This is a genomic window from Luteimonas sp. A611, from assembly GCF_054072715.1.
The window spans coordinates 2085042-2108314 of record NZ_JBSVRP010000001.1; the positions used below are offsets into that span (position 1 = coordinate 2085042).

Here is a 23273-nt window from a genome sequence, read left to right on the forward strand (position 1 = left end):
CAGCAGGAGCGGCCTCGGCCGCTCCTGCACGCCGGACAGCGCCAGCCAAGCGTCACAACCGCAACCATCGGCACACGCGGCTGCGATCCTTTCTAGAATCGCCCCATGTCCCGCATCCTCGTCTTCCAGCACGTCGCGGCCGAGCCGCTGGGTACGCTCGACCCCCTGATCCGGCGCCGCGGCCACCGCATCCGCTTCGTCAACTTCGACCGCGATCCCGAGGCGCAGCCCGACGTCGACCGCTATCGCGGCCTGATCGTGCTGGGCGGGCCGATGAACGTCGAGGACCAGCAGGCGCGGCCGCACCTGCGCACCGAGCTGCGCGCGATCGAGCGGATGCTGGGCCAGGGCAAGCCGATGCTCGGCATCTGCCTGGGCGCACAGCTGCTCGCGCACGCGCTGGGCGCACCGGTCAGGCGCCAGCAGGTGCCGGAAATCGGCTGGTACCACCTGCGTGCCACCGAGGCCGGGCGCAGCGACCCGGTGCTGGCTCCGCTCGGCGAGGAGGCGCCGGTGTTCCAGTGGCACGGCCGGCATTTCGAGATCCCGCGCAGCGCCGTGCACCTGGCACGCAGCGAGACCTGCGAGCAGCAGGCCTTTCGCTGGGGCGAGAAGGCCTACGGGTTCCAGTTCCACCTGGAGATGGACCAGCCGCTGATCGAGCGCTGGCTGGCGACGCCCGGCTACCGGGCCGAGCTCGAGCGCCGCGAAGGCGCACACGACGAGGCCGCGATCCGCGCCCACACCCACGAGCACATCGCCGCGATGCAGGCCGGCGCCGACGCGGTGTTCAACAGCTTCCTGGACCTGGTCGGCCGTCCGCAGCGCCGCATCGCCCTGCCCTCACGGGAGTTCGGCGAGTAGCGCCTGCGGCGTGTTCAGGGCTTCCCTAATGGATCGGCTGATCCGCGCCTGTCGGCGCAAGCGCGTCCGCTGGCGCCGGCGCCGGCTCCGGCAGCGGCTCGACGTCGGGCAGCGGCTGCGACGGCAGGATGCGGTCGATCACCCCGTCGACGACGCGATCCGTGACTTCGCCGGCAATGGCGCCCGGCTGGACGACCTCCTCGATGCGGCGCCCGCCAAAGTCCGGACCCAGCACGTAGAACAGTTCCGACACAGTCGGCCAGCCCAGGTGCGGCGCCAGGAACCAGTACGCGCCGACCAGCGCCAGCACGAACATCAGCAGCTTCAGCAGCGCGCCGGCCAGCTTGAATGCCAGGTACGCGCCCAGCACCAGCAGCACCAGGCCAAGCCAGCTCATGCGGCGCGCGCCTGCGCTGCTTCGTCGACCAGCGGGCGCAGCGCCGGGTCCAGCGCCACCCGTTCGTCGAACACGAAACAGCGGCCCGCGTAGCCCGCGCCGCCGACCGCCTCGAAATAACCGAGGATGCCGCCGTCGAGCTGCAGCACGTTGTCCATGCCGCTGGCGCGCATCCACAGCGCGGCCTTCTCGCAGCGGATGCCGCCGGTGCAGTAGCTGACCACGGTGGCGTCGGCCAGGGCGCCGCGATGCGGTTCGAGCGCGGCCGGCAGGTCGGTGAAGTTGTCGATCGGCAGCACCAGCGCGCCGGCGAACGCGCCATGCGCGGTCTCCTCGCGGTTGCGCGTGTCGAGCATGGCGACACGGCGACCCTCGTCGTCGTGGCCCTGGGCCAGCCAGCGCGCAAGGTCCGCGGGCGCGACTGCGGGCGCGCGGCCGCCCAGCGGAGACGCATCGTCACGGCGGAAGCTGATGATCTCGCGCTTGCGCTTGACCTTGAGCCGCGAGAACGGGACGGTCGCGCTCCAGCTGTCCTTGACGGTGACCCCGGCAAGGCGCGGGTCGCGGCGCAACTGATCGAGAAAGCCTTCGATGGCGGCATCCGCGCCGGCCAGGAACAGGTTGATGCCTTCGGGGGCCACCAGCACCGTGCCGCGCAGCGCTGCGGCCTCGGCCCACTCGCGCACGCGCTCGGCCAGCGCCTGCGTGTCAGCGATCTCGACGAAGTGGTAGGCGGCGATGTTGCGGATCATGGATTGGCCGGGTCGCGACGGGGGCTACGGTGGGGCGGGCGGCGACCGTCGTGCTCGCAGCTGCGGGTGCGGGCGAAACCGGGCTGAAGACCCGCTGCCCTGTCTGCGGCCGTCGAAGGACGTCTCGCGAGGATGGCGGCGGCGTCCGGCCCGCCTGCGCCGATTGTAGCCGGCGACTGGCGCAGCCGCCCGACCGCCCTATTCGCGCGGCTGTTCGTGGTGGTCGCGCACGAAGCGATCCAGCAGGCGCACGCCGAAGCCGGTGGCGCCCTCGGGCACGGTCGGTTCGGCGCTGGAGACCGAGAACGAGCCGGCGATGTCCAGGTGCGCCCAGGGCAGCTTGCGGTCGACCCACTCGCCGACGAAGTACGCGCCCACGCCGGCGCCCGGCGAGCCACCGCCATTGCGCAGGTCGGCGATCGGCGATTTCAGCCGCTTGCCGTACTCCTCGCGCAGAGGCATCCGCCACAGCTCCTCGCCGCTGGCCTCGCCCGCCGCCAGCAGTTGCCCGGCCAGCACGTCGTCGCGCGAGAACAGGCCCGCATAGTCGCCGCCCAGCGCGGCCACGATCGAGCCGGTGAGCGTGGCCACGTCGACGACCAGCTGCGGCCGGTCCCGCTGCTGCACGTACCAGAGCGCGTCGGTCAGCACCATGCGCCCTTCGGCGTCGGTGCTCATGATCTCGAAGGTCTTGCCCGAGGCGGTGCGAATCACATCGCCGGGACGCGCCGCACTGCCCGAGGGCATGTTCTCGGCCAGCGCCGCCACCGCGACCGCATTCACCGGTGCCTTGCGGCCGGCCAGCGCGATCACGGTCGACACCACCGTGGCGGCACCGCTCATGTCGCCCTTCATCTGCCACATGTTGGTGTTGGGCTTGATCGAGATGCCGCCGCTGTCGAAGGTGATGCCCTTGCCGACGAAGGCGAGCGGCGCTTCACCGGCTGCAGCGCCCGAATAGCGCAGCACCAGCAGCCGCGGCGGGCGCACGCTGCCTTGGCCGACGGCGAGGATGCCGCCCATGCCGAGCTTCTGCATCGCCGGTACGTCGAGCACCTCGATGCGCAGCGGCAGGCCTGCCGCCGCCGTGCGCACGCGCGCGACGAACTCCTCGGGCCACAGCGCATTGGCAGGCTCGGTGGACAAGTCGCGCGCGAAGGCGACTGCGTCGGCGACGGGCTTCCACTGCGCGGTCCAGGCGTCGGCCGCAGCCGCGCCGGCCCGCGTGCGGATCACCAGTTCGCCGGTGCCGGCCTGCGCATCCTCGCCCTCATCCTTGCGCGAGCGGTACTTGTCGAAGCTGTACTGGCCCAGCGAAGCGCCCAGCGCCAGGTGCGAGGCGGCATCGGCCTCGCCGCCATCCCAGACCAGGTCCACGCGCGGCGCACGGATGCGCGCCACGGCGCTGGCGACGCGGCCGCCGGCATCCTGCAGCGCGGCGGGCGCCAGCGCGTCCTTGCCCGTGCCCAGCACCAGCAGGCGATCGTAGCCGGCAAAACCGCGCAACTCGAGCAGGCTTTCCGCCTTGCCCTTGAAACCGTCGGCCTCCGCCGCGCGGCGCAGCGCGCCGCCGCTGCGCGCGTCGATCGTGGCAAAGCTGCCGCCTTCGGGCAGTCCCTCGGCCACGGCGATCGCGACGATGCCTTGCTCCGGCAGCGCGTGCGCCTCGAACGACAGGCTGCGCTGCGCGAGCGCGGTGGCTGGCCAGGCGCAGACCAGGGCCAGGAAAAACAGGGGCGCAAGGATTCTGGACATCGAGTGCCCCAAGGCAAGGTCGGAAGACAGGCCGGTGCGCAATGCGATCCGGACCCGGGACCTTACCCCGCGTGCAGCATCACCGGGTCATGCCGAAAGTCATGCGCCGCCTGGCCTGCGCAGACGCAGGCGGCCCGCGATCACCATCAGCAGAGCGCCCGCCAGCATCGCGAACGCCACGTTGCGAAGTTCCGCGGCCCCCGCATGCAGCACCAGCCATGCAATCACCAGCAGGGCGCTACCCACCACCCAGGGCGCCGCCGGCACCCGGAACGCGGCGGGCGCGACCTCGCCGCCCTCCCGCCGCCGCAACACCGGCACCGCGATGCATGTGGCCGCGTACGCCAGCAGGCGGGTGATGGTGCTCAGCGCCACTGCGCTCAGGAACGACCCCGACAGCGTGAGCGCCAGCATGCAGGCCGCGGTCAGCGCGATCGCCCAGTGCGGGGTATGAAAGCGCGGGTGCGTGCGCGCTAGCAGCGCCGGCAGCTGGCCACGTTCGGCCATGGCGTAGAGCAGCCGCGGCGCCGACAGCACCAGGCCATTGAGCGTGCCCGAGATCGACACCAGGGCGCCGAGCACGATCACGCCCGCGCCGATGCTGCCGGCAAACCCGCCCGCTGCATCGGCCAGCGGCGTGCTCGACTGTGCAAGCTCCGGCAGCGTGCCGATCGCCACGAACTGGATCAGCAGGTACAGCGGCACGATCACTGCCATCGAGGCCAGGATCGCGAACGGCAGCGTGCGCCGCGGATCGCGCACCTCGCCGGCCGGCACGGTCGCGGTCTCGAATCCGGTGAAGGCGAACACCAGCAGCAACACGGCGCTGGAGAAATCAACGGAACTGGGCGCCTGCTCCGGCACGTAGCGCGCAGGCTCGATGAAGAACAGCCCCACCGCGACGAACAGCACCAGCGGCACCAGCTTGCCGACGGTGAACACGTTGGCGACGATCGCCGCGGTGCGCACGCCGCGCAGGTTGACCGCAGCGATGGCCAGGGTGGCGAGCGTGGCGACGGCGACGCGCCCGGTGCCGCTCGCCAGCGCGGGCGCAACATGCGCGAGATAGTCGATCAGCAGGTTGCACAGCGCGGCGAATGCGGTCACCCGCGTCAGCCACACCAGCCAGCCCACCTGGAAACCGACCACCGGTCCGAACGCGACGCGGGCATACAGGTAGGGCCCACCGGTCTGTTCGAAGCGGCTGCCGGCCTCGGCGAAGCACAGCACCACCAGCAGCACCAGCAGCGCGCAGGCAACGTAGGCCAGCAGCGCGTACGGACCAAGCAGTTCGTGCACGCGCGACGGCAGGCCGAAGATGCCGGCACCGATCACCGAGTTGATGAACAGCGCGACCATGCTGCCGCGCCCGATGCCGCGGACCAGCTGGCCAGGCGCAGCCGCCACCGGTCAGCGCCCGATGAGGATCGCGGGCAGCGCCATCAGCCCGACCAGCAGCAGGATCGCCAGGACGGTCAGCACGATCCGCAGCGGCTGCGCGCGGGCGATGTCGGCAAAGGTTTCGGCGGTGCCTTCGCGCTCGGCGCGCTCGTGGTCGGCGCGCACCCGGATCGCGCGGTCGCGCTGGTAGTCGGCCATCAGGCGCTTGGCCTGGGGTACGTCGTCGTTCTCGCGCACCCAGATGCCGCCAGCGGAGATGCCGAACGGCCCGGGACGCGTTTCGTAATGTTCGATCCGGGCCGCGCGCAGGAAGGCGCGGACGTCGTCGGCCTCGTCGTCGGGCACGTTGCGCAGGTTGAGCAGCAGTTTCGCCATCGCCGGATCATAGCCGCTCCGGGGCGATTCCCGGGCAGCAGGCCTCAGCGTTTGCTGGTGACCGCCCTGCGCAGGTTGCTGCGCGCCTGCGCGTCGAAGCGCTCGTGGAAGAAATCGCTGAGATAGATCCGTGGCCGTGCCAGCAGCGCCTTGAGGAAGCGGCGGCGGTTGATCCGGAACAGCCAGTCCGGCACATGGCCGCGGTACTCGGCGGCGATCGCGCGGTCGTAGGTATCGAACGCGGGAGGTTCGGCGCCGAGGATGGCCATGTCGCAGTCGAGGAAATGGCAGGTGTCGTCTGCCACCGCGGTCTTGCCGAAATCCTGGGGTCCATGCTGGCCGTGGCGCGCGGTGAGTTCGATCAACTCGGCCACGCGCGATGCTTCCACCCCGGCATCCGGCAACCAGCGCGCGATCTCTTCGAGCGCGAACGCGGCCGAACGCGTTTCGTTGCCCTTGCGCCCGGGCTCGTACACCGCGTCGTGGTACAGCACGGCCAGGCGCACTTCCCGCGGCTGCACCCAGCCCGGCCCGGCGGCCACGGCGTCGTAATGGCGCAGCACTTCGCCCACGTGGCCGAAGTCGTGATAGGCGCGCGGCGGCTTCGCATACGCCGCTTCCAGCGCGTGCATCTGGCCGGCCGGCAGTACGTCGATGCCACTCATCCCGGCTGCCATGGCCGCACCACGAACGCGGCGCCGACGATCACCAGCAGCGCGCCACCGATCCGGACCGTATCCGCCGGCCGCTGCGCGCCCAGCACGCCAAAATGATCGAGCAGCAGCGAACCCAGCAGTTGCCCCAGCACGATCAGGCAGATCAGTGCGGCTGCGCCGATCTTGGGCACCAGCAGGGTCGCCACCAGCACAAGGCAGGCGCCTATCACGCCGCCAACCCAGACCCAGGCCGGCAGCGTATTGAGCGGCTGCGTCGGCAGCAGCGGCGTGCGGGTGATCAGCAGCATCAGCCCCAGCAGGCAGGTGCCGACCAGGAACGAGACGAAGGATGCGTACAGCGCGCCATGCGTCAGCGCACCCAGGCGCGCATTGACCAGCGCCTGCAGCGGCAGCAGTGCGCCGACGGCAATGACGACAACGATGCCGAACGTGGTCCAGGCTTTCACGTGATGTCCCTCCGCCGCAACCACGCCAGTCTAGTGCGACGCGGTGAAGTTGCGACGTGAATGGCTTTCGGGTGGTCCTGGCCGTGTCGGCTTCAACTTGCCGGATCCAACTGGTGCTGGAAACGGTGCGGGAGCACGCCTTCGGAAGGGGCCGCAGCGCCCCGAGGGGAGGTGACGCACCGCTCGGCAGACATCCATGTCCGCACTCGCGGCCGTGGCACATCCATGTGCCACTTGCGCCACCTCCCCCTCGGGGCGCTACAGCCTCGCTGCTTCGGGATTCCACCTCCGGAAGCGATTCAACGCCTGCCCTTGTAGGAGCGGCTTCAGCCGCGATCGCAGACGCCACGCGCCCCGCCACGACGATCGCGGCTGAAGCCGCTCCTACAAACGCGCCGACGCCTGCCTCCAGCTGTCGCAAGCATTGAAAGAGCAGTTCGTCGACGAAGAATGCAATCCAGACGCGCGACAGACGCGGCAGGCGGGGTGTATCGCGGGAGCGGCCATGGATGGCCGCGCCGGCGAGTCGCACATGGATGTGCGACCGAGCCGGCCGTGATACACCCCGCCTGCCGCGGCCCGGCCCGAAGGCGCGGCCCCGCCTTTCACCAGACGAGCCACAACGGGCACGCCACATAGGCTCTGACACGGCGCCCTGCTTCAACTCATCGAGGAACGCGGCTGCTTCCGACCAACCCTAGCGAGCAGCCGGATCCCGACGCACCACCAGCAACGCAAGCAGCGTCAACACCCCCATCGCCGCGAGATACCACCCCACCGAGGCGAGTCCGTAACGCTCACCGAGCCGCGTGGCGATGTACGGCGCCGGCGATGCGCCAATGATGCCGGCCATGTTGAACGCCAACGACGCGCCCGTGTAGCGCACCGCGGTCGGGAACATCTCGGCCAGGATCGTGCCGCATGGCCCGTAGGTCAGCCCCATCGCGCCCAGCCCCAGCGCGAGGAAAGCCAGCACACCCCAATCGCTGCCCGACTCCAGCAGCGGCGCGAACAGGAACCCGAACGCGATGATCAGCACCGTCGCCGTGATCATCGCGTTGCGCCTTCCGAACCGGTCCGCGTACAACGCCGACAGCGGAATCGTCAGCGCGAAGAACAGCACCCCCAGCATCTGCAGCAGCAGGAAATGCTCGCGCGAATACCCAAGCTTCGACGTCGCCCAGCTCAGCGCGAATACCGTCATCAGGTAGAACAGCACGAACGTCGCCACCAGCGCCAACGTCCCGCTGAGCAGTGCGAAGGGATGGTCGCGCACCACCGCCACCATCGGCAGCCGTACCCGTTCGTCGCGGTCGACCGCACGCTGGAAGTCCGGCGTCTCGGTGATGCGCAGCCGCACCCACAGCCCGACCAGCACCAGCACCGCGCTCGCCAGGAACGGAATGCGCCAGCCCCAGGCCAGGAAGTCGGCATCGCTCATCCAGTGGGTCAGCGCCAGGAACACGCCGGTCGAAAGCAGGAAACCGATTGGCGCGCCGAGCTGTGGGAACATGCCGTACCACGCGCGCTTGCCTGGCGGCGCGTTCTCGGTGGCCAGCAGCACGGCCCCGCCCCACTCGCCGCCCAGGCCCACGCCCTGCCCCAGCCGGCACAGCGCCAGCAGCAGCGGCGCGACGATCCCCGCCTGCGCATAGGTCGGCAGCAGGCCAATCAGCACGGTCGACACGCCCATGGTCAGCAACGCAGCAACCAGGGTCGCCTTGCGTCCGACCCGGTCGCCGAAATGCCCGAACAACGCCGACCCGAACGGCCGCGCAATGAACGCCAGCGCAAACGTCGCAAACGATTGCAGTGTCGCGGTGGTCGGGTCGCCCGGCGGGAAGAACAGGTGCGGGAACACCAGCACCGCCGCCGTGGCGTAGATGTAGAAATCGAAGAACTCGATCGTGGTGCCGATCATGCTGGCCAGCAGCACGCGTCGCTTCGCCGCGCCGGTCGCGTATACGCCCGGCTGCACCGCCGCACTCACGCCGCGGCACCCGTGCGGGAGCGGGGTCGACTCACTTCTTCGCGCCCGCAGCCGGCAACGCGTAGTCGAGTTCGTAGGCTGGCGGCTTGCCGCCCGGACCCTTGAGATAATGATCCATCCACTGCATCAGCCGCAGCGAATAGTCGTAGCGCGAGGCCGCACGCGCGTTGCCGTGCCCTTCGCCCGGATACAGCACCAGCCGCACCGGCGCCTGGCCCGCGAGCTTGAGGTAGCGGTAGAGCATGTACGACTGCATCACCGGCACGCGTGGATCGGCTTCGCCGTGCAGGATCAGCGTCGGCGTCTTCGACTGCTGCGCATAGGTGATCGGACTGGTCTTGCGGAACAGCTCGGGATCTTCCCAGGGCCAGCTGCCCATGTGCACCAGGTTCTGTTCCCAGGGAATGTCGCCGGTGGTAACGAGGCTGGCCTGGTCGGAAATGCCCACGAACATCACCGACGCGGCGAAGCGCTCGCTGTAGTAGGTCGCGCCCCAGGCGCTGGCGTAGCCGCCGTAGGAGGCGCCAGTGATGCCGACCTTGTCGCCATCGACCAGGCCGATCGACACGAGGTGGTCGACGCCATCCACCACGTCGTCGAACTCTTCCATGCCCGGCCGCCCGAAGCCCTTCTTGGAGAACTCCACCCCGCGTCCGGTGCTGCTGCGATAGTTCGGCAGGAACACCGCATAGCCCTGCGCCGCGGCGTGGTGCAGCGGTTGCGCGTACGAGGTCAGCCAACCGTTGGTGTAGTGCGACTCCGGGCCACCGTGCACGACCACGATCAGCGGCACGCGCGCATTGCCGCGGCGCTGCAGCGGATGCACCAGCAGGCCTTCAATCTCCAGGCCATCACGCGCGGCGTAGCGGATCACTTCCTGCCGCGCCAGGCTTACGTCCTTGAGCCAGGGATTGCTGTGGGTCAGCCTTTGCGGCGCGGTCGCGCCGGCAGGCATCAGGAAGACTTCGGAAGGGTGCGCCGGCGTGCTGCCGACCAGCGCGATGTCGCCGCCGCTGGAGCGGTTGAATCCACTCCAGACCGGGCCCTCCGCCGCCAGCACGGTGCGCTGCGTGCCACCGTCGACGCCGATCTCGCCCAGACGCGCTTGCACGCCCTCGTAGCTGAGGAACTGCAGGGTGGCCGCGTCACGCCATTCCACGTCCACCACATGCCCGGGCAGGCCCGGCAGCAGGTCGCGCCAGGCGCCACCATCGCGGCCCACGACGAACAGCCGTCCCTGCTGCGCGTCGTGCTTGTCCTCGGCAGAAATGAAGGCCAGGTGCGCCCCGTCCGGGCTCCACGACAGGCCACCCACCTTGCCGGGATTGTCGACCGTGCCCAGCACCCGCCCCTCGGGCGACACGATGCGTACGCGGGTGAACACCAGGGTGTCGTCGGTCAGCTGGCGCGGCGCGACGGTCAGGCCGAGGCGGTCACCGCCCGGGCTCCACTGCACCGACTGCACGCTGCCCTCGACCTCCACCAGCCGCGGCTGCGCAGCCACGTCGCCCACCTCTGCGATCCACAGCTGCACCGGCCGCCAGTCCTCCTCGTAGACCTTCTGGCTGAAGCCCTTCTTCTTCAGCGCCTTGAGTGCGTCGCTCTCGGGCTCGGACGCCAGCAGCGCAACGCGGCTCCCGTCCGGCGACAGACTGAAGGCGGTGATGTCGGACTTCAGCTTCGCGATCGCGACCGATTCGCCGCCATCGACCGGGATCCGGTACAGGGTGCGCGTGTCGTCGCCTTCGCGCTTGGCCAGGTATGCCAGCGAGCGGCTGTCGGGCAGCCATTCCGCGCCGCCCACGTTGACCTTGCCGGTGACAAAGCCGCGGCTGGCGCCCTCGCGCGTCGCCACATGCAGTTCCGCGCGGGCCGGGCCATCGTCGTCCACGCCAGGCTCGCGCGGCACCGACAGCACGTAGGCCACGTGCTGGCCATCGGGACTGATCTCCGCGCGCGTGACGCTGCGGGTCTTCGCCACCTGTTCGAGCGTCAGCCCGGCGTTGGCCGCAAGGGCCGGCCAGGCCAGCGCAAGCAGCAGCAACAGGCCTGCGGCCCGCGAGATCGTTCGACGCATCGGTGAGTCCCCTTCTGGCGTAAGCCGGAGACTTTCGCGCGGCAAAGCCGTGATGGCAAGACCGTCAGCCGTTCTGCCAGGCCAGCGCCACCCGGGTGAACACTTCGGCCAGTTCACGCCCCGCTGCAGGTGGCATGCGGGCGACGATGGCCGGCAGGTCGATGCGCCCGCCGGGGAATGGATCGCCCTTCCATGCGAACACCACGCGGTTGCTCTGCCGCGCCTCCTCCAGCACCCGCACCCGCTGGCGGCCGAAGCTGCGCTGCAGCTTGCGCACATGGTTGCGGAAATCGGTGGCATACAGGTTGCCGGCGAGCACGCCGCCGGGCACCAGCGCGTCGCGGCAGTCGTCGTAAAATTCTTGGCTCGACAGCGCAGCGGGAATTCCGGTTTCGTCGTAGCCGTCGACCAGCAGGATGTCCAGGCAGCCGCGCCGCTCGCGCACGAACTGCGCGCCATCGGCCAGCATCACCTGCAGCCGCGCATCGTCCGCCGGGACGCGGAAGCTGCGGCGCAGCGCCAGCACCTGCGGGTTGTTCTCGGCCACCTCGAGTCGCGTATCGGGCAGATGGCTGTGGCAGAACTTCGCCTGCGAGCCGCCACCCAACCCGATCATGCCGATCAGCGCGGGCTGCGGGCGAAACAGCAGGGCCGCCATCATCGTGCGGGTGTAGTCGATGAGCAGGTGCCCGGGCTGGAAGGTGCGCATCCGGCTCTGCGACACGCCACCTGCGAACTGCAGTTCGGTGTAGCGCCAGCCGCGCTTGACGCGCGCGGTCTGAGTGGCGCTGGCCGCGGGCGCGTCAGGCGGGCCGCGAAAACGCGCGCGCCACTTGTCCCACCAGCGTGTATGCCCCTGCGTCATGGACTTCCCTGCTCCCGGTTCGATCCGCGCGGAAGACTAACCGAAAGCCATCGCCACGCACCGCGGTGCCAAGCGTTGACACGCCCGCTGCGGATGGTTGCCGCATCGTTCAACTGGAACCGGTTTCGCCGTCCCGGCGCTGAATCCGCAGGGGAATCCTCAGAAGCGGTTCATTGCCGCCGGGTCAACACTATGCCCTGTGCCGACGGGGTGTCGGCAGGGGTCCGACGATGAAGCAGCTCACCTCCCGACGCATCCTGCACACCGCGCTCGTATTTGGCCTGGCCCTGGTGACGGCGCTACCGGCGCTGGCGCAGGAGCGCGAACGCGAGCGCCGCGAACAGCGCACGCAGCGCAACCAGGAGTCGCGCCGCACTGAAGCGCCGGACCGGCGCGAAGCCGCAGACAGGCCGCAGGCGCAATCGCGCCAGCCGCAGCGCGCCGTCTCGGAGCCGCGCCAAGGCCAGTCGCGCGAGCAGGCGGGACGCCAGCGCGACGCGACCACACCACGACAGGACGATGCGCGGCAGCAGCGCGCCCGCCAGCAGGCGCAAGCCGAAGGCCAGCGCGAGAGCGCGCGACGCCAGCAGCTCCAGGCGTCGCAGCGCGAGGGCGCAAGACGGCAGCAGGCGTCGCAGCGGGAACAGGCGCAGCGCGGGCAGGCAGTCCGGGACGGACAGCAGCGCGACCGCGCCGAAGCGCAACGGCGCCAGCAGGCGCAGCGATCGGAGTCTCCGCGGCGCGAGACCGGCGGCGAAGCACGGCGCCTGCAGCTGGCGCAGCGCGACGATGCGCGTCGCGGCCAGGCGCAGCGCGACCAGGTGCAGCGCGAGCAACGCGAACGCCAGCAGCGCCAGCGCATCGAATCGCCGCGGCGCGACATCGCCGGACCCGAGCCGCGGCGCGGGCAGGTCGAGGTGCCGCGTCGCGACGACCGCGGCCGCGATGTCTCGAACCGCATCGACCGTCAGCGACAGGAAAGCCTGATCCGCACCGAGCGCCAGCGTGCCGAGCAGTTTCGCCATGACCGTGAGCGCCAGCAGCGGATGGCCGAGCAGCGCCACGCCGAGCGCGGTCGCATGTTGCAACAGCAGCGGCGCATGGCCCAGTACCGCTACCAGCGCGACTATCACGCGCGCCTGCGCGACCAGGAGCGCCGCTGGCGGAACACGTCCTACGACTACGCGCGCGACCCCTACTTCCACACGCCCGCCAGCTATCGCTACAACTACGGCGGCCGTTGGCACCAGACCAACCGCTACGGCGCCGACCTGATGCGCGATGCCGTTCGCCACGGCTACAGCGAAGGCCTGCGCGCCGGGCGCGCCGACCGCGACGACGGCTGGCGCTACGACTACCGGGACAGCCATGGCTACGTCGATGCCAGCTATGGCTACAACGGCCACTACATCGCACAAGACCAGTACACCCACTACTTCCGCCAGGGCTTCGAGCGCGGCTACGAGGACGGCTACCACGGCCGCTCGCAGTACGGTCGTCGCGACGAGGGCGGCAATTACACCGTCCTGGCCGCTGTGCTGGGCGTGATCCTGGGGCTGCAGCTGTTGAACTGACGGAGACCGGCAGTACCGGACCCGTCTGCAAGTGCTGGCCCACGTAGCGTGCAAACGGCCCGCCAGCACCCCCGCACAAGCGGCGAGTACGCTGCAGCCCATGTGCGCCGCAGTGCAGCAACCGCCTCACTGGCGCAGGCGTACACTCCGGGAACGCGCGGGACATGGGAGGCCTCGTCATGTTCGCATCGCTGCTCGGCATCGCCTTGGCCATTGCGCCAATCGTCGCGACGCCACCACCGCCCGCACCGGCGCCTGCCCCGCCGCCGCAGGCCGAAGAAGTCTTCGCCATCCCGCCAGCGCTGCGCGAAGCCTTGCATGCGCAGGTCATCGTGCCAGGTGGAAATTCCGACCAGCAGCGCCTCAACCGGCTGGTCCGCTTCCTGTTCGATCCTGCCGGCCTGGGCATGAGCTACCAGCACGACGCCGACCACACCGTCACCGAGGCGTGGCAGACGCGCAAGGCCAACTGCCTGAGCTTTACCCTGCTGACGATCGCACTCGCGCGTGAGGCGGGCATCGACGCCTACGGCCAGGAGATCAACCGGATCCTGTCCTGGTACCGCGAGGGCGACACCCTCTACTTCAGCAACCACGTCAATGCCGGAATGCGCGCAGGCGGACACCGCTATACGGTCGACGTGGCCAGCGACAGCATCCTGAGCGGCGAACCACCCCGGCAGATCGATGACACGCGCCTGCTGGCGATCCTCTACACCAATCGGGCCGCGGGCCTGCTGGCACGCGGCCAGTATGTACAGGCCGGGGACTACATGGCCGCGGCTTTCCGCGCCGACGACAGCTACCCGGCCGCCTGGAACAACGCCGGCGTCATGGCGCTGCGTACAGGCAGGAAGGACGATGCGGAGCGCGACTTCCGCAGGACGCTGGATCTGGACAGCACGCACGAGGGGGCACTGATGAACCTCGCCGCGTTGCACGCCTCCCGCGGCGAGCGGAGCGAGGAACTCCAGTTGCGCAGGAGGATCGACAGGATCCAGCGCCGCAACCCGTTCCACCACTTCCTGCTGGCGACCGAAGACGAAACGCAGGGGGATTACGCGAGCGCAGCGAAGGGCTACCGGCGAGCGATCGCCCTGTACGACGGCGAACACCAGTTCCATTACGGGCTCGCCCGCGCCTACCTGCACTTGGGTCAATACCGCAAGGCGGGCGATGCCCTGCGCCGCGCGCAGTCGCTTGCCAGCCGCAGTACGGCGCAGCGTTACCAGGCCAAGCTGGACCAGCTTGCCCGCAAGGGGCTGTAGCTCAGCGCAGTTGGCTGTCCTTGCTGCCGCGCCGGTTGTAGCCGCTGTGTTCCTGCTCGTCGCGCTCTTCGGCCTCCTGGCAGGCGATGCACAGCCGCACGCCGGGCATGGCCTGCCGCCGCGCCTCGGGAATCGGCGCGTCGCACTCCTCGCAGTGCAGACGCGCAGGCCCCTGCGGCAGCTGGCTGCGCGCGCGCTTGATGCCGTCCTTCACGGTCGCGTCGATCTGGTCCTGCACCGCGCCGTCACCCGCCCAGCCCGTGGCCATCACGTCCTCCATCGTCCACACAATGCCGATGCGGCCTGTTTACCGCATCCGGCGTTCAGATCCCGTCGGGCCAGCTGATTTCGGGCGCGCTGCCCGCCTTGCGCAACTCCGGCACCTCGGCCACGGCCTGCCAGACCTTGAGCGCATCGACGGTCGCCGCGACATCGTGCACGCGCACGATGCGGGCGCCGCGCTGCGCGGCCACCAGGTGCGCCGCCACCGAGCCATGCACGCGCTCGCGCGGCAACTCGCGCCCGGTCAACTCTCCGATCGTGCGCTTGCGCGAAAGCCCGGCCAGCACCGGCACGCCGAGCTCGAGGAAACGCTCCAGCCGCGCCAGAAGCTGCAGGTTCTGCCCGGTGGTCTTGCCGAAACCGAAGCCCGGGTCGACCACGATGCGCTTCTTGGGGATGCCCGCCATCTCGGCGACGAAGATTCGCTCGGCAAGGAAGCGGTGGACCTCGCCGACCACGTCGTCGTAGTCGGGCGCATCCTGCATCGAGCGCGGCTCGCCGAGCATGTGCATCAGCACCACCGGAACACCCAGCGCGGCCGCCGCGTCGAGTGCGCCTTCGCGCCGCAGCGCGTACACGTCGTTGACCATGCCCGCGCCCGCCCCGACCGCAGCGCGCATGACTTCGGGCTTGGACGTATCGACACTGATCGGCAGGTCCGTTTCGCGCGCGAGCCGCTCGATCACGGGGACAACGCGGCGCAGTTCCTCGTCCAGCGGCACCTCTTCGGCACCGGGCCGGGTCGATTCCCCGCCCACATCGAGAATGTCCGCGCCTTCCGCCGCCAGCCGCAGGCCATGCGCCACGGCCGCGTCGATGTCGAAATGCGCGCCACCGTCGGAGAACGAATCGGGCGTGACGTTGACGATGCCCATGATCCGGGTGCGGTCCAGGCGCAGGACGCGGCCGGCGCAGTCAAGCTGGGGAGCGGTGTCGAACATCGGGAGCCGGGAGTTGGGAGTGGGGAATCCGGACAAGCCTATCGATTTGTCAGCCCGAGTGCAGCGGAAGAGCCGGCTGACGCCTCGGCGTTCGCGAGGACAGGGGTGCACCCGGGACACCCAGCTATCGGCACGCGCTCCTGACCGAGAATGGCAACGGCGGCTCGCCGAATCCCGCAAAGCGCGAAGGCGCCAGTTGCCCGGCGCCCTCGTTCAATCCATCCAGTGACCCGGGCATCCGCCGAAGCGGACAGGCAGTCAGGTCTGCTCAGCAGGCCCGCCGATCGGCGGCAGCGGCTGCGAATCGCCGTCACCGTCCTTGCCGCCACCCTTGCCCGATTCGGTCCAGCCGATCGGCGGCGGCGGATCGCGGCCTTCCATGATCGCGTCGATCTGCGGCACGTCGATGGTCTCGTACTCCAGCAGCAGCTTGGCCATCGAGTGCAGCTTGTCGAGGTGCTCGGTGAGGATCGCCTTGGTGCGGTTGTAGGCGTTGTCCAGGATGTCGCGCACTTCCTCGTCGATCTTGCGCGCGGTCTCGTCGGACACGCTCTTGTGTTGCGTGACTGAACGCCCCAGGAACACCTCGTCCTCTTCCTCACCATAGGCGACCGGACCGAGCTGGTCAGACAGACCCCACTTGGTGACCATGCTGCGGGCCATCTTGGTGGCCCGCTCGATGTCGTTGGACGCACCGGTGGTGACCTTATCGGTGCCGAAGATCAGCTCCTCGGCGACGCGTCCGCCGTACAGCGTCGCCAGGCGACTGTGCAGGCTCTCGCGGGTGGAGCTGTAGCGATCACCCTCAGGCAGGAACTGGGTCACGCCCAGCGCGCGGCCGCGCGGGATGATGGTGACCTTGTAGACCGGGTCGTGGTCCGGCACCAGGCGGCCGACGATGGCGTGGCCGGCCTCGTGATAGGCCGTGTTGGTCTTCTCTTCCTCGCTCATGGCCATCGAGCGGCGCTCGGCACCCATCAGGATCTTGTCCCGCGCCTTGTCGAAGTGCTCCATGCGCACTTCCTTGGCGTTCTCGCGCGCGGCAAACAGGGCCGCCTCGTTGACCAGATTGGCGAGGTCGGCGCCGGAGAACCCAGGGGTGCCGCGCGCGACCACCATCGGCTCGACGTCGTCGGCACGCGGCACCTTGCGCATGTGCACCTGCAGGATCTGCTCGCGGCCGCGCACGTCCGGCAGGCCGACCACCACCTGGCGGTCGAAGCGGCCGGGGCGCAGCAGGGCCGGATCGAGCACGTCGGGACGGTTGGTCGCGGCGACCACGATCACGCCCTCGCCGCCCTCGAAGCCGTCCATCTCGACCAGCAGCTGGTTGAGCGTCTGCTCGCGCTCGTCATGGCCACCGCCGAGGCCAGCGCCGCGATGGCGGCCGACCGCGTCGATCTCGTCGATGAAGATGATGCACGGTGCGTGCTTCTTGGCCTGCTCGAACATGTCGCGCACGCGGCTGGCGCCGACGCCGACGAACATCTCCACGAAGTCGGAACCCGAAATCGAGAAGAACGGCACCTTCGCCTCGCCGGCGATGGCCTTGGCCAGCAGCGTCTTGCCGGTGCCGGGCGGGCCGACCATCAGCACGCCGCGCGGGATCTTGCCGCCCAGCCTCTGGAAGCGCGACGGATCGCGCAGGAACTCGACCAGCTCGGACACTTCCTCCTTGGCCTCGTCGCAGCCGGCGACGTCGGCAAAGTTGACCTTGGTCTGGTCCTCGTTGAGCAGCTTGGCGCGCGACTTGCCGAAGGACATCGCGCCCTTGCCGCCGCCCTGCTGCATCTGCCGCATCATGAAGAACCAGAAGCCGATGATCAGCGCCACCGGCAGCAGGTTGATGAGGATGTAGATGAACGACGGGCCGCTCGAGGGCGGCGCGGCCTGGATCTCGACCTTGTGGTTGATCAGGTCGTTCATCATGCCTTCGTCGCGGCGCGGCGCGATCACGGTGCCGCTCTCGCCGCCCTTGGTGACGAATTCGATCGACTTCTCGTCCTCGGCGATCTTCACCGATTTGATCTGGTCGCGACGCACCTGCTCCATGAACTGCGAGTAGCGCACTTCGCTGGTCGCGCCGGTGCCTGGATTGAAGCTGTTGAACACCAGCATCAGCACCACGGCGACCATTGCCCACAGCAGGAGGTTTTTCACCAGGTCATTCATCGGGATTTCCGCGACTCCAATGGGGTTGATGCTACTTGATTGCCGCCAGCTTGCCCTGCGCCAGCGCATAGACTTCCGGCGAACGCTTGCGCGAGGCCGCGGGCTTGCGGACCACGACCTTCGCGTAGCGCTTGCGCAGGTCGCGCACGAAATCGTCGAAGCCCACGCCCTGGAACAGCTTGATCAGGAACGTGCCACCCGGCTTGAGGTGGCGATCGGCGAAATCCATCGCCAGTTCGGACAGGTAGATCGCACGCGGCTGGTCGACCGCGTCCATACCGCTCTTGTTGGGGGCCATGTCGGATAACACAAGGTCGACGGGCTGCCCGGCCAGGAGAATCTCAAGGCTCGATAAGATCGCATCCTCCCTGAAATCGCCATGAAGGAACTCGACGCCCGCCAGCGGCGGCATCTCCAGGATGTCCACGGCGATGACGCGCCCGGCCCGCGCCGGGTCCAGGCGATCGAGTTCCTGGCGAAGCCACTGCGACCAGCCGCCGGGCGCGGCGCCCAGGTCCACCACCAGCATGCCCGGCTTGAGCAGCCGGTCGCGTTCGACCAGTTCCTCGAGCTTGTAGGCCGCGCGCGAGCGCAGGCCCTCGGCCTGGGCCTTCTTCACGAAGGGATCGGAAAAGTGTTCCTTCAGCCAGCGCTGGCTGCTCTTGCTGCGGGTCGCCATGACGTTCTTCCCCTCCCGCTTGCGGAGGAGGGCCGGTGGGGCCGTGGGTGCGGTCGTGCCGCACGCAGCCCCGGGAAGGGAGTGCGGGCGGCATGATACCCTGCGCATCCCCTGTCCACCGCCGAATTCCCGATGTCCATCGCCCTGACCGCCGCCCAGAACCGCTTCCTGCGCGGGGCAGCGCACGACCTCAACGCGATGCTGCAGGTGGGTGGCAAGGGCGTGACCGACGCGCTGGTGGCCGAGGTCGACGGCGCCCTGGAACACCACGAACTGGTCAAGGTGAAGGTGGCCGCGGCCGACCGCGAGGGACGCGACCAGCTGATCGGCGAGATCGCGCGCCGCGTCGACGCCGCACTGGTACAGCGGATCGGCCACGTGGCGGTGCTGTACCGCCCTTCGAAGGACAGGCGCCAGATCGTCCTGCCCCGCGCCTGACGCGGCAACCGCCATGCAACTGTTCCACGAACAACCCGATTTCGAATTCTTCCTGCGCGGCGCGGACGGGCGCTCGGCCCTGGTCAACCAGCGCCGCCTGGAGGTCAGCTTCATCGTCGCTCCGGACCGGCTGGTCGAAGGCTGGCCGGTGGCGGACGCCCTGACCCTGCAGGTCGCCGAGCTGGCGCCCCTGTTCGCGCTGGAGCCGGAGCTGATCCTGCTCGGCTGTGGCGGCAGCCAGGCGTTCCCATCGCAGGAGGTGCTGGCGGCCTGCCTGTCGCGCGGCATCGGCCTGGAGTCCATGACCAACGCCGCCGCCGCGCGCACCTACAACGTGCTCGCGGGCGAAGGGCGGCGCGTGGTGGCGGGGTTCATCCTCGGGGCGTGAGGACGGTGGCGGCGTGGCTGACGTCGCAAGGCATTCGTGTCGCACCCCGGATCCGTTTCTCCCAAGGACGACATGGGTGCCCGCGTTCGCTGGCATAGGGCTGTCGTGCCGCGGGCGGAATGCGTTCTCGCGAAAAGCGACATGGATGCCAGCATGACGAACAAGGGCGTAGCGGCCCGGTGACGTGGCGACTGACGACCCTGTCGCCAGGTCGTGATCCCTGCGCACGCCGGGATCCATGTTGATCATCCGGGCGCGTACGGGAGCAATTCCCGACCGCGGAGCGCCCAAGAACCCCCGGCGCATCCGCCCGGCACGAAGCCTCAGCGACGCGGCAGGTACTGCAGCGGGTCGACAGGCTTGCCGTTGTAGCGGATCTCAAAATGCAGCATCTCCCGTGAGGCACCGGTGCTGCCCATTTCAGCGATCTGCTCGCCCGCCTTGACCCGGGCGCCCTCGTTGACCAGGCGGCTGCGGTTGTGGCCGTAGGCCGAGAGCCACTGCTCGTCGTGCTTGACGATGACCAGCTCGCCGTAACCGACCAGGCCCGAACCCGAATACACCACCACCCCGTCACCCGCCGCGCGCACCGGCTGGCCGCCCTTGCCGGTGATATCCACGCCCTGGCGGGTGGGATCGCCGGCGGTAAAGCGGTTGAGGATCTGGCCATCGGTGGGCCAGCGCCAGGACACGCTGCTGCGCGGGGGCGGCGGCGTGGTCGCCTGCGGTGGCGCCTGCGTGGGCCGCACCGGCGGACGCTGCGTGGTGCCGGACGTGTTGCGCGTCGCGGCCGTGCGCGATGCCTGCGAGCCGGACTGCGGATAAAGCCGCAGGCGCTGGCCGGGGTAGATCGTGTACGGCGCGCGGACGCCATTCCACAGGGCCAGATCCATTGCGCTGATGCCGTTGTTCACCGCGAGCCGGTACAGCGTGTCGCCCCGACTGACCACGACGCTGGCGCCGGGCTTGGGCGTGGACACCCTGGGCGAACCCGCGCTGCCGGGCGTGCGCACGACCGTGCTGCTGCAAGCGGCGAGCAGGAACAGGCACAGCAGCGCAAGCACGGCTGCTGCGGGCGTTCGCGATCGTGTCGTCATCTTCCGTATGGTCCTTCGGTCCGGCGGAACGGTGGCGGCGCGGCCATCATCCCGCAAGGCGCTTGAACAGTTCCTGCGCAACCAGCCCGCCGCCGCCGATCAGCACGCTGAAATAGACCACGGTGCCGATGTTGGCCAGATGACCGAGCAGCACCGCGCCGCCGTCGCGCTGGATGAAACCGATGGCGTACGCCAGCAGCGCCAGCGCAGGAATGGTGTTGCTGAAAGGCACGAAACTGAACGGCACCATCAGCAGCAGGGCCGCGGCGATGAAAACGAGATTGTTGACGATGTCCTGCACGCGCCCGTCCACCAGCGCCGACAGCCGATGTGGCCGGCTCAGCCGCTCCAGCCGCGCCACCCAGCGCAGTCCGCCGACCAGGCCGGGGCGCAGGCGGTCGGACGGCAGGCGCCGATCGCGCACGCGCGCGGGCACCCAGAGCTGCCGCCCGAGCAGGCGACTGACGCCGACCAGCAGGATCGCCGCGCCGAACACCGTGCTCACGCCCGGGATCGAGACCGGGATCAGGAACACCAGGGTCAGCAGGATCGTGAGCAGCAGCAGGCCTTCGTCGCCGAACAGGTCCAGCAGCTCGCCCAGGCTCACGTGGTCGGGCGGCATGCGCTCGATCATGCCTTCGATCTGCGCGCCGAGGCTCCCCTCGCCCGCGTCGCGCGCGGCGTGCTTGTCTGCTTCCATCGGCTCAGTCCAGGGTGCCCGACAGCAGCGGCACGAACACCACCGGGCCGAGGTCGCGCCGCTCCAGCGCGCCATCGACCTGCTTGCGGAGCATCAGCAACTGCTGGGCGTTGGCCACGCCCACCGGCGCGACCAGCACGCCGCCGGGTGCAAGCTGTTCGGTCAGCGCGTCCACCAGCGCCGCGGCTCCCGCGGTGACCAGGATGCCATCGTAGGGGCCGTTCTCGGCCCAGCCGGCGCGGCCATCGTCGTGCTTGCTGCGCACGTTCAAGCCGAGCGAACGGAAGCGCTTGCGCGCGACACGCAGCAGGTCGCCGATGCGCTCGACGGTGTGCACCTCCAGCCCGAGCGCGGCCAGCACCGCAGCCTGGTAGCCCGAGCCGGTGCCGACTTCCAGCACGCGCAGCGGCTGGTGGCCGTCCTCGAACAGCGCCTCGGTCATGCGCGCCACGACCCAGGGCTGCGAGATGGTCTGGCCGTGGCCGATCGGCAGCGCGGTGTCCTCGTAGGCGCGCGTGGCCAGCGCCTCGTCGACGAACAGGTGGCGTGGCACGGTGCGGATCGCGTTGAGCACGCGCTCGTCGACGATGCCGTTGGCGCGCAGGCGCTCGATCAGGCGGTCGCGCACACGCTGCGAGGTCATGCCGACCCCGATCGCTTCGGGCTGCAGGCGCAGGCGCGGCGTCATCACCGCCGCGGCTCCTTCAGCTCGGCCGCGAGGCTTCCGACCCAGCTCGCCACCTGCTCCAGCGCCTGGTAGCGGGTCAGGTCGACGTGGATCGGGGTGATCGAGATGTGGCCGAAGCGCACCGCGTGGAAATCGGTGCCGGGGCCTGCGTCCATTTCCGGACCGGCCGCGCCGATCCACCACCAGGTGCGGCCGCGCGGATCCACCTGCTTCGTGCAAGGCTCGGCGCGGTGGCGGTTGCCCAGGCGCGTGACCTCGAAGCCGGCGATCTCGCTCCATTCGCGGTCGGGCACGTTGACGTTGAGGATGGTGTCGGCCGGCAGCGGATCGTCCTTCAGCCGTTCCACGATCTCCACCGCCGCGCGCGCCGCGGTCTCGTAGTGGCGCCCGTCGTGGTTGGCAGTGGCCAGCGACATCGCGATCGCCGGCAGGCCGAGGAAGCGCCCTTCCATCGCCGCGGCGACGGTGCCCGAATAGATCACGTCGTCTCCGAGGTTGGCGGTGTTGTTGATCCCGGACACGACGATGTCGGGCTCTTCGTCGAACATGCCGGTGATTGCCACGTGCACGCAATCGGTGGGCGTGCCGTACACGCGCCACACGGATTTCTCGAGCTGCTGCACGCGCAGCGGCATGTCCAGGGTGAGCGAATTGCTGGCACCGGAGCGGTCGCGGTCCGGCGCGACGATCAGGACCTCGTGTCCGGCATCGCGCAGGCCCTGCGCGAGGATGCGGATGCCCGGGGCATCGACGCCGTCATCGTTGCTGACCAGTACGCGCATGAAACTCCGGATCCACCCCTGCCTTGCCGATGTCGCATGCATGATACCGGATGCGCGTCGCACCAGGCCGGACCCTCACCGCCGATCGCGGCATACTTTGCGCATGAGCCACGACCGCAAGCCGCCCGACGACGACGATGCGGCGCTGTTCCGCAGCGCGATCGGGCCGGTGCGCGAACTGCCGCCGGCCGAGGCACCGCCGCAGCGGCCCAAGCCGCGCCCCGCCACGCGAATGGCCGACCTGGACGAGGCCGAGGCCAGGAGCGAGTTGCAGGGCCTGCTGGGCGCGGGTCACGTCGAGGCCGGGGACGCCCTGCGTTACCGCCGCGATGAAGTGTCCGCACGCGTGCTCAAGCGCCTCGCCCAGGGCGAGTACGCGGCGCAGGACGAACTGGACCTGCATCACGCCACTGCCGTGGGTGCCGAAGCCCTGTTGCGCAACTTCCTGCGCGATGCGCGCGACCGTGGCGCGCACTGCGTGCGCGTGATTCACGGCAAGGGTCTGGGTTCTGGCGGCGTGCCGGTGCTGAAGAACCTGGTCGACCGGCTGCTGCGCCAGCGCAGCGACGTGCTGGCCTTCCATTCCACGCCAGCGGCGCAGGGCGGCACCGGTGCAGTGCTGGTGCTGCTCAGGCCGCGCTAGGCGCAGCCGGCGCCACGCAGGC

Annotated in this window: 25 protein-coding genes; 6 read left to right on the forward strand and 19 right to left on the reverse strand. The window is 69.7% G+C overall.

Features of this window, described 5'->3' with window-relative positions:
• Positions 1-105: 105 nt before the first annotated feature.
• A complete protein-coding gene (locus ACW5EG_RS09320) occupies positions 106-864 on the forward strand; it encodes a type 1 glutamine amidotransferase (RefSeq protein WP_457021313.1) in 759 nt (252 codons plus the stop codon).
• Between the two features lie 25 nt (positions 865-889).
• On the opposite strand, the gene ACW5EG_RS09325 is transcribed toward ACW5EG_RS09320, so the two are convergent.
• The 11 genes from ACW5EG_RS09325 to ACW5EG_RS09375 all read right to left on the reverse strand — a co-directional run bounded on the left by ACW5EG_RS09325 (position 890) and on the right by ACW5EG_RS09375 (position 12687).
• Entirely contained in the window at positions 890-1261 is a 372-nt protein-coding gene (locus tag ACW5EG_RS09325; protein ID WP_457020094.1) for a hypothetical protein, read from the reverse strand.
• The gene (locus tag ACW5EG_RS09330; protein ID WP_457021314.1) at positions 1258-2013 is read right to left on the reverse strand and encodes a sulfurtransferase; all 756 of its coding nucleotides are present in this window, start codon (positions 2011-2013) and stop codon (positions 1258-1260) included. The genes ACW5EG_RS09325 and ACW5EG_RS09330 overlap by 4 nt, the downstream gene beginning before the upstream one ends.
• A gap of 198 nt (positions 2014-2211) precedes the next feature.
• Positions 2212-3768 (reverse strand): leucyl aminopeptidase, encoded by a 1557-nt coding sequence (locus tag ACW5EG_RS09335; protein WP_457021315.1) that lies wholly within the window; start codon positions 3766-3768, stop codon positions 2212-2214.
• A gap of 99 nt (positions 3769-3867) precedes the next feature.
• Positions 3868-5175: an APC family permease gene (locus ACW5EG_RS09340; protein WP_457021316.1), complete on the reverse strand. Its 1308-nt coding sequence runs from the start codon at positions 5173-5175 to the stop codon at positions 3868-3870.
• Positions 5176-5178: 3 nt separating this feature from the next.
• Positions 5179-5544 carry a DUF6164 family protein gene (locus ACW5EG_RS09345; protein ID WP_457021317.1) on the reverse strand — a complete coding sequence of 122 codons (366 nt, stop codon included), beginning with the start codon at positions 5542-5544 and terminating at the stop codon, positions 5179-5181.
• 44 nt (positions 5545-5588) lie between these two features.
• Positions 5589-6209, reverse strand: coding sequence for an HD domain-containing protein (locus tag ACW5EG_RS09350; RefSeq protein WP_457021318.1), 621 nt, complete (start codon positions 6207-6209; stop codon positions 5589-5591).
• A complete protein-coding gene (locus ACW5EG_RS09355) occupies positions 6206-6667 on the reverse strand; it encodes a DMT family transporter (RefSeq protein WP_457021319.1) in 462 nt (153 codons plus the stop codon). The genes ACW5EG_RS09350 and ACW5EG_RS09355 overlap by 4 nt, the downstream gene beginning before the upstream one ends.
• 697 nt (positions 6668-7364) lie before the next feature.
• Positions 7365-8588, reverse strand: a complete 1224-nt coding sequence (locus ACW5EG_RS09360; RefSeq protein WP_457019886.1) for an MFS transporter — start codon at positions 8586-8588, stop codon at positions 7365-7367.
• A gap of 100 nt (positions 8589-8688) precedes the next feature.
• Entirely contained in the window at positions 8689-10734 is a 2046-nt protein-coding gene (locus ACW5EG_RS09365) for a prolyl oligopeptidase family serine peptidase (RefSeq protein ID WP_457021320.1), read from the reverse strand.
• Positions 10735-10798: 64 nt separating this feature from the next.
• The gene (locus ACW5EG_RS09370; RefSeq protein WP_457019594.1) at positions 10799-11599 is read right to left on the reverse strand and encodes a spermine/spermidine synthase domain-containing protein; all 801 of its coding nucleotides are present in this window, start codon (positions 11597-11599) and stop codon (positions 10799-10801) included.
• Between the two features lie 299 nt (positions 11600-11898).
• Positions 11899-12687, reverse strand: a complete 789-nt coding sequence (locus tag ACW5EG_RS09375; RefSeq protein ID WP_457019596.1) for a hypothetical protein — start codon at positions 12685-12687, stop codon at positions 11899-11901.
• Here ACW5EG_RS09375 and ACW5EG_RS09380 point away from each other — a divergent pair.
• Positions 12679-13173, forward strand: coding sequence for a hypothetical protein (locus tag ACW5EG_RS09380; RefSeq protein ID WP_457019597.1), 495 nt, complete (start codon positions 12679-12681; stop codon positions 13171-13173). The genes ACW5EG_RS09375 and ACW5EG_RS09380 overlap by 9 nt on opposite strands.
• Before the next feature lie 164 nt (positions 13174-13337).
• On the forward strand, positions 13338-14441 hold the full coding sequence (locus tag ACW5EG_RS09385) for a tetratricopeptide repeat protein (RefSeq protein ID WP_457021321.1): 1104 nt from the start codon (positions 13338-13340) through the stop codon (positions 14439-14441).
• Between the two features lies 1 nt (position 14442).
• On the opposite strand, the gene ACW5EG_RS09390 is transcribed toward ACW5EG_RS09385, so the two are convergent.
• The 4 genes from ACW5EG_RS09390 to rlmE form a co-directional block, all read right to left on the reverse strand.
• Positions 14443-14709 carry a DksA/TraR family C4-type zinc finger protein gene (locus tag ACW5EG_RS09390; RefSeq protein WP_457019600.1) on the reverse strand — a complete coding sequence of 89 codons (267 nt, stop codon included), beginning with the start codon at positions 14707-14709 and terminating at the stop codon, positions 14443-14445.
• Positions 14710-14764: 55 nt separating this feature from the next.
• On the reverse strand, positions 14765-15664 hold the full coding sequence (gene folP / locus ACW5EG_RS09395; RefSeq protein WP_457019601.1) for a dihydropteroate synthase: 900 nt from the start codon (positions 15662-15664) through the stop codon (positions 14765-14767).
• Between the two features lie 258 nt (positions 15665-15922).
• Positions 15923-17905 (reverse strand): ATP-dependent zinc metalloprotease FtsH, encoded by a 1983-nt coding sequence (gene ftsH, locus ACW5EG_RS09400; protein WP_457019603.1) that lies wholly within the window; start codon positions 17903-17905, stop codon positions 15923-15925.
• Positions 17868-18515, reverse strand: coding sequence for a 23S rRNA (uridine(2552)-2'-O)-methyltransferase RlmE (gene rlmE / locus ACW5EG_RS09405; RefSeq protein WP_457019605.1), 648 nt, complete (start codon positions 18513-18515; stop codon positions 17868-17870). The genes ftsH and rlmE overlap by 38 nt, the downstream gene beginning before the upstream one ends.
• 132 nt (positions 18516-18647) lie before the next feature.
• Between rlmE and yhbY the strand changes: the two genes are divergently transcribed.
• Both yhbY and ACW5EG_RS09415 read left to right on the forward strand, forming a co-directional pair.
• Positions 18648-18953, forward strand: coding sequence for a ribosome assembly RNA-binding protein YhbY (gene yhbY, locus ACW5EG_RS09410; protein ID WP_457019607.1), 306 nt, complete (start codon positions 18648-18650; stop codon positions 18951-18953).
• A gap of 13 nt (positions 18954-18966) precedes the next feature.
• Positions 18967-19341: an Mth938-like domain-containing protein gene (locus ACW5EG_RS09415; protein WP_457019609.1), complete on the forward strand. Its 375-nt coding sequence runs from the start codon at positions 18967-18969 to the stop codon at positions 19339-19341.
• 323 nt (positions 19342-19664) lie between these two features.
• Here ACW5EG_RS09415 and ACW5EG_RS09420 read toward each other — a convergent pair whose 3' ends face one another.
• From ACW5EG_RS09420 to surE, 4 genes are read right to left on the reverse strand one after another with little or no spacing between them, the layout of a single operon-like run.
• On the reverse strand, positions 19665-20438 hold the full coding sequence (locus ACW5EG_RS09420; RefSeq protein ID WP_457019610.1) for a peptidoglycan DD-metalloendopeptidase family protein: 774 nt from the start codon (positions 20436-20438) through the stop codon (positions 19665-19667).
• Positions 20439-20484: 46 nt separating this feature from the next.
• The gene (locus ACW5EG_RS09425; RefSeq protein WP_457019611.1) at positions 20485-21138 is read right to left on the reverse strand and encodes an exopolysaccharide biosynthesis protein; all 654 of its coding nucleotides are present in this window, start codon (positions 21136-21138) and stop codon (positions 20485-20487) included.
• A gap of 4 nt (positions 21139-21142) precedes the next feature.
• Positions 21143-21826 (reverse strand): protein-L-isoaspartate(D-aspartate) O-methyltransferase, encoded by a 684-nt coding sequence (locus tag ACW5EG_RS09430; protein ID WP_457019613.1) that lies wholly within the window; start codon positions 21824-21826, stop codon positions 21143-21145.
• Complete coding sequence (surE, locus tag ACW5EG_RS09435) at positions 21826-22608, reverse strand: 5'/3'-nucleotidase SurE (protein WP_457019615.1); 783 nt, start codon at positions 22606-22608, stop codon at positions 21826-21828. The genes ACW5EG_RS09430 and surE overlap by 1 nt, the downstream gene beginning before the upstream one ends.
• A 103-nt stretch (positions 22609-22711) precedes the next feature.
• Between surE and ACW5EG_RS09440 the strand changes: the two genes are divergently transcribed.
• A complete protein-coding gene (locus tag ACW5EG_RS09440; RefSeq protein WP_457019616.1) occupies positions 22712-23251 on the forward strand; it encodes a Smr/MutS family protein in 540 nt (179 codons plus the stop codon).
• Positions 23252-23273: the final 22 nt, after the last annotated feature.

What these genes read in the sequence shown, in the direction of transcription:
- ACW5EG_RS09320 (WP_457021313.1), top strand. Translation starts at nt 106, where the DNA reads ATGTCCCGCATCCTCGTCTTCCAGCACGTCGCGGCCGAGCCGCTGGGT.
- ACW5EG_RS09440 (WP_457019616.1), top strand. Translation starts at nt 22,712, where the DNA reads ATGAGCCACGACCGCAAGCCGCCCGACGACGACGATGCGGCGCTGTTC.
- ACW5EG_RS09365 (WP_457021320.1), bottom strand. Translation starts at nt 10,734, where the DNA reads ATGCGTCGAACGATCTCGCGGGCCGCAGGCCTGTTGCTGCTGCTTGCG.
- rlmE (WP_457019605.1), bottom strand. Translation starts at nt 18,515, where the DNA reads ATGGCGACCCGCAGCAAGAGCAGCCAGCGCTGGCTGAAGGAACACTTT.
- ACW5EG_RS09390 (WP_457019600.1), bottom strand. Translation starts at nt 14,709, where the DNA reads ATGGCCACGGGCTGGGCGGGTGACGGCGCGGTGCAGGACCAGATCGAC.
- ACW5EG_RS09325 (WP_457020094.1), bottom strand. Translation starts at nt 1,261, where the DNA reads ATGAGCTGGCTTGGCCTGGTGCTGCTGGTGCTGGGCGCGTACCTGGCA.
- ACW5EG_RS09380 (WP_457019597.1), top strand. Translation starts at nt 12,679, where the DNA reads ATGTTGCAACAGCAGCGGCGCATGGCCCAGTACCGCTACCAGCGCGAC.
- ACW5EG_RS09370 (WP_457019594.1), bottom strand. Translation starts at nt 11,599, where the DNA reads ATGACGCAGGGGCATACACGCTGGTGGGACAAGTGGCGCGCGCGTTTT.
- ACW5EG_RS09330 (WP_457021314.1), bottom strand. Translation starts at nt 2,013, where the DNA reads ATGATCCGCAACATCGCCGCCTACCACTTCGTCGAGATCGCTGACACG.
- ACW5EG_RS09415 (WP_457019609.1), top strand. Translation starts at nt 18,967, where the DNA reads ATGCAACTGTTCCACGAACAACCCGATTTCGAATTCTTCCTGCGCGGC.
- ACW5EG_RS09425 (WP_457019611.1), bottom strand. Translation starts at nt 21,138, where the DNA reads ATGGAAGCAGACAAGCACGCCGCGCGCGACGCGGGCGAGGGGAGCCTC.
- ACW5EG_RS09335 (WP_457021315.1), bottom strand. Translation starts at nt 3,768, where the DNA reads ATGTCCAGAATCCTTGCGCCCCTGTTTTTCCTGGCCCTGGTCTGCGCC.
- folP (WP_457019601.1), bottom strand. Translation starts at nt 15,664, where the DNA reads ATGTTCGACACCGCTCCCCAGCTTGACTGCGCCGGCCGCGTCCTGCGC.
- ACW5EG_RS09360 (WP_457019886.1), bottom strand. Translation starts at nt 8,588, where the DNA reads ATGATCGGCACCACGATCGAGTTCTTCGATTTCTACATCTACGCCACG.
- ACW5EG_RS09420 (WP_457019610.1), bottom strand. Translation starts at nt 20,438, where the DNA reads ATGACGACACGATCGCGAACGCCCGCAGCAGCCGTGCTTGCGCTGCTG.
- surE (WP_457019615.1), bottom strand. Translation starts at nt 22,608, where the DNA reads ATGCGCGTACTGGTCAGCAACGATGACGGCGTCGATGCCCCGGGCATC.
- ACW5EG_RS09430 (WP_457019613.1), bottom strand. Translation starts at nt 21,826, where the DNA reads ATGACGCCGCGCCTGCGCCTGCAGCCCGAAGCGATCGGGGTCGGCATG.
- ACW5EG_RS09385 (WP_457021321.1), top strand. Translation starts at nt 13,338, where the DNA reads ATGGGAGGCCTCGTCATGTTCGCATCGCTGCTCGGCATCGCCTTGGCC.
- ACW5EG_RS09345 (WP_457021317.1), bottom strand. Translation starts at nt 5,544, where the DNA reads ATGGCGAAACTGCTGCTCAACCTGCGCAACGTGCCCGACGACGAGGCC.
- ftsH (WP_457019603.1), bottom strand. Translation starts at nt 17,905, where the DNA reads ATGCGCTGGCGCAGGGCAAGCTGGCGGCAATCAAGTAGCATCAACCCC.
- yhbY (WP_457019607.1), top strand. Translation starts at nt 18,648, where the DNA reads ATGTCCATCGCCCTGACCGCCGCCCAGAACCGCTTCCTGCGCGGGGCA.
- ACW5EG_RS09350 (WP_457021318.1), bottom strand. Translation starts at nt 6,209, where the DNA reads ATGAGTGGCATCGACGTACTGCCGGCCGGCCAGATGCACGCGCTGGAA.